Here is a 3,966-nt window from a genome sequence, read left to right on the forward strand (position 1 = left end):
AATACAACACGAATTCACTCACATTGTGAATATGAATCTCCACAAAATTTTGAAAAACAATATTTGAAACATAAACATTAAAAAAACAGATATTTAAGTTGTCTTAAATCTTGACATAGTACCACTTTGATTCCTTCTTCATAAGAAACTGCATCCAAAATATTTGTAGAAGATTCTCTACGATACATATATTCTGTGATTGTGTCTTCTACAGTTTCAAACATTAACAATTGTGCCTGAACAATTTGTTTGTCTTCAGATTTTAAATTTGAATAATTATAAATTCTAGTGTTGTAAGTCATTCTTTTTTCCTCCTTTTGACTTAGGTTTTTCCATTTCCATCTCATCTAACTCAACAGAATAAACACGATCATTTTGTTGCTCTTTAAAAATATGAGCCATCAATTCACTATCATTCTTTGTTGCTTCGTATGAATCCAAATATGCGTTATCCACTAAATGGAATTTTTTCTTTTGTGTTTTCTCACTTTCCACTAATTCTGTGGCCGTTATCTTTAATGCTGCTTCTTCATTTAGTTCCAAACTATCTGGAGTCTTATTCAAATCCATCAACAACAGTGTTTCATTAAACAAGATGGGTTCTTCCTCTTTTAATGTTTTCATTTGTTTAAACATAATATTTAAAAATTGTTTTTTCACTTGATCATTAACCAATACTTCTACCGGCTGATCTAAAATATCTTTATAATGCTTTGATGGCACTACGGTTGGTTGTTTTGTGTCTGGATTGATATATGCATAAGTCATACGACTAATATTTTCACAGACCTCTTTGATCTTCATTTTTTGAAATAAATCAAATTGTTTATTTAAATTAATCCACCTCTTTCTAATTTCTTATAAACAATAAAAAAGAGTTTCTACTTAACAGAAACTCCTATATTTGATTATCCTTTAAATTCTTGTTCAATCTTTGGATCGTAGATTCTATAAAATTCTTGTCCTAATATCTCGTGCGCCTCGCGATTTAATTTCATAAATAATAAACCAGTAGCCATACAACTAATTTCAACATTATATTTAAATGTCATGAAATCAATGATATTCTTTATCACTCTTTTTTATTCCTAATAAATCGTTTATGGTTTCTTCAGATGCAACATTATTTTTAATAAACATCTCTCTTACAATATCCACTTGTAGAGCTTGTTCTAAAAAGCATTTACTAAAATACACGGCAAATCCAGGAATATGATTTGTATGATAATACTTGTTTAATATCTCTCTAAATATCATAAATGGAATCGTGTCTATACCATAATCATTTATATCTTTGATTTTAGGTTCCTGGATAATTCGAATATGGTTATTAGACAAATTCTGTAGTATGAAAGCTGCTCCAACCTCAGAAGCCACACTATCAAAAACACAATAATCAAATTCTACAATTCCTGATTTTGATTTTGTCATTTGATAAAAAATTGTATCTGCATCATATAAAAACACTACTTTATCTTCAGTTGATTCAATCAATTTAGCTACTATCGTTTCTATGCCCATCGTAAATCCTCCTCAATTCATATATTGACTAATTCAAATATACAATTAAGAGAACCTTTTGTCCTCGACCAAAAATTATAAATCAGTCGATGATAACATAATTTTATGAATTAATTCATCATTTACATCTTTAAAGTTCACAGGATGATTATCAAAACATTGATAGTTACGTCTTGCAATTATCATAATCTTTTGTGTTGTACCTCTACCTACTTCATCATTATCCAAATGGAAAACAATAATTTGAACATTGGGATTTCTTTCTAAAAAGGCATTTAATGCAATCGGCATATCAGCTTCATTTTTTGCTGCTATCTTTTCACAAGCTCCACCTAAAGATAAATAATTAAAAGACTTGTAATCAATATCCTCCATTTTTAATAGTGTCATATAAGACAATAAATCAATGGCTGCTTCAAAAACATGAAGAACATTGCTTTCTTTATTTTGATAATTAAAGCTAAAAGCCTTATTACTTCCTGTATGTTCTAATTTAAAATCTTTAAATATATTTCGCTTAAATGCATAAGCAGGCATATCACCATCATACCCAACAAACACAGCATTTCGAAAATTTGCTGACTGATAAAGCATCCCTTTAGAAATAAAATAATCAACAATTTCTCTATCTATTTTTCGCGTTTCACACAAATAACGAATCACTAAATTATTGTTTTTATCTTTCTCAGGAAGCTCGAATGGTTTAGTTTCTTTTTTATGATAATACGTAACAACTGGATTACTAATGTTCATTAAGCTGGCCAAATAGTTACACGCTTCTTTAAAATCATATCCTTCTACAGCAATCAAATAATCCAATGCAGTTGTACCACCTACACCTTGCGACCACCAATACCACTTGCCGTTTGAAAAGTGCAATGAATCATGTTCTCTATGATAGTAATCCTTCTTTCCATTTTTTACTAATAATGAAGGATGATAGTTATTTAAATAATCAAATGCCGATAGTGTCCTAACATTTTCAAGTACCGATTTTCGAATAAACTTTTTACTCATTTTTCCAACTCCTTAAGTTTAGGTGCCATCATTCCTATACCATTCTGTTTACAAAAGCTTCTTACAGTATTTGGATTTTCTTTGATAGATAGTTCTTTATCTTCAGTATAAATAGTTTGCACTTTATACTTTTGATCAACAACATTTGTAAGCCATTCATGCATAAAATGATTCAGTTCTCTAGCACGTATTGAATCTCCATCTACTCTTTCAAAGTATTGAAGTGAATCCTGCTGATAGGTCTGTGGATATAGCATCCTGTTCTTTTTATCAACCGTAAATTCAACATCTGGATCAGCCATCACATCCCCATTTAAAACATAGTTATGGGCCATAGCCAATCGATTATCCCCAATAATTTCGATATTTAAATCCATATAATTAGGTGTTCCATATTTCATATAATATGCACTGTTTGTTAATAATGGACTGGCTATTTTTTCGAATTGCTCATAGTTTCTTCTTTCAATCGAATGATCCATAAACCAGGATTGTTTTGGATCAAACTCTTCATTCATAAATGCATCATAACAAGCACTATGCAAAGCAACATGGTAGACTTCATTATTCTGATACAAATGATCTTGTACTTTATATTCTTTATTATCTGTCAAAAGATTCGATATTTCTTGATCAATCGTTTCATGAATATCTGAAGTTGTAATATTTGAATCCGACATAACTTCTTTATACTGTTCCATCACGGATGCAATTTTAAGTACAATATCATGATTCAATTCTTCCATTTCCCCTGGAGTAATATATTGATTTTCCTTTTCTAGCATATGCAAATTCTCCTTAAACACAGGTTCTATTAGTTCAATCATTTCGTGTGCTTTACTCTGAATGTTCACTAAAATAGATTTCAATTCACTGTAATCCTTGTTGGCATAAGACGCGATATAGCCAAATGAATATTCAGAAGTATCAATTCCAAAATGGTCACAAATAACAAAAGCCAACGATTCGGCTTCAATTTCTCGTTGGCTTTGATTTTTGTCTGTTTCTTTATGAAGTATGCTGTGAGCATACTCATGTATTAATGTTTTTGCGGTTTGTAAATCCTCCAAATCTTTATTAATGACAATCTTATCTTTTCTTGGTGAATAATATCCTTTAGCTCCAGTCATAAAACTAAGATTTTCAATTTCTGTTTTAAATTCAATTGGTATTGTGCATACAGACTGAATAGTTTGAATCATGGCTTTAATTTCATTACTAGAACCTGTCAAATCATGCACTAAAGATGGAAGAGGATCTCCTGAAGTTTGTGAAATATCAAAGACAGTCGTTGTCTTAAAATGTGGTACTATGTCAAGATTTAAGACAACTTAAATATCTGTTTTTTTAATGTTTATGTTTCAAATATTGTTTTTCAAAATTTTGTGGAGATTCATATTCACAATGTGAGTGAATTCGTGTTGTATT

At 30.0% G+C, this 3,966-nt stretch carries 6 protein-coding genes; all 6 read right to left on the bottom strand.

Features of this window, described 5'->3' with window-relative positions; translation table 11 throughout:
- Positions 1 to 77: 77 nt before the first annotated feature.
- On the bottom strand, positions 78 to 302 hold the full coding sequence (locus FYJ55_RS10250) for a hypothetical protein (RefSeq protein WP_154556739.1): 225 nt from the start codon (positions 300 to 302) through the stop codon (positions 78 to 80).
- Entirely contained in the window at positions 286 to 768 is a 483-nt protein-coding gene (locus FYJ55_RS10255; RefSeq protein WP_229771161.1) for a hypothetical protein, read from the bottom strand. The genes FYJ55_RS10250 and FYJ55_RS10255 overlap by 17 nt, the downstream gene beginning before the upstream one ends.
- A gap of 140 nt (positions 769 to 908) precedes the next feature.
- A complete protein-coding gene (locus FYJ55_RS10260; RefSeq protein ID WP_195836728.1) occupies positions 909 to 1,076 on the bottom strand; it encodes a hypothetical protein in 168 nt (55 codons plus the stop codon).
- Positions 1,057 to 1,521 (bottom strand): hypothetical protein, encoded by a 465-nt coding sequence (locus tag FYJ55_RS10265; protein ID WP_154556742.1) that lies wholly within the window; start codon positions 1,519 to 1,521, stop codon positions 1,057 to 1,059. Before FYJ55_RS10265 ends, FYJ55_RS10260 begins: the two co-directional genes overlap by 20 nt.
- 75 nt (positions 1,522 to 1,596) lie before the next feature.
- Positions 1,597 to 2,538, bottom strand: a complete 942-nt coding sequence (locus FYJ55_RS10270) for a DUF3991 and TOPRIM domain-containing protein (protein ID WP_154556743.1) — start codon at positions 2,536 to 2,538, stop codon at positions 1,597 to 1,599.
- Positions 2,535 to 3,740: a DUF6908 domain-containing protein gene (locus tag FYJ55_RS10275; protein ID WP_154556744.1), complete on the bottom strand. Its 1,206-nt coding sequence runs from the start codon at positions 3,738 to 3,740 to the stop codon at positions 2,535 to 2,537. Before FYJ55_RS10275 ends, FYJ55_RS10270 begins: the two co-directional genes overlap by 4 nt.
- Between the last annotated feature and the right edge of the window lie 226 nt (positions 3,741 to 3,966).

This window comes from Holdemanella porci (assembly GCF_009696075.1).
Classification (GTDB): domain Bacteria; phylum Bacillota_I; class Bacilli_A; order Erysipelotrichales; family Erysipelotrichaceae; genus Holdemanella; species Holdemanella porci.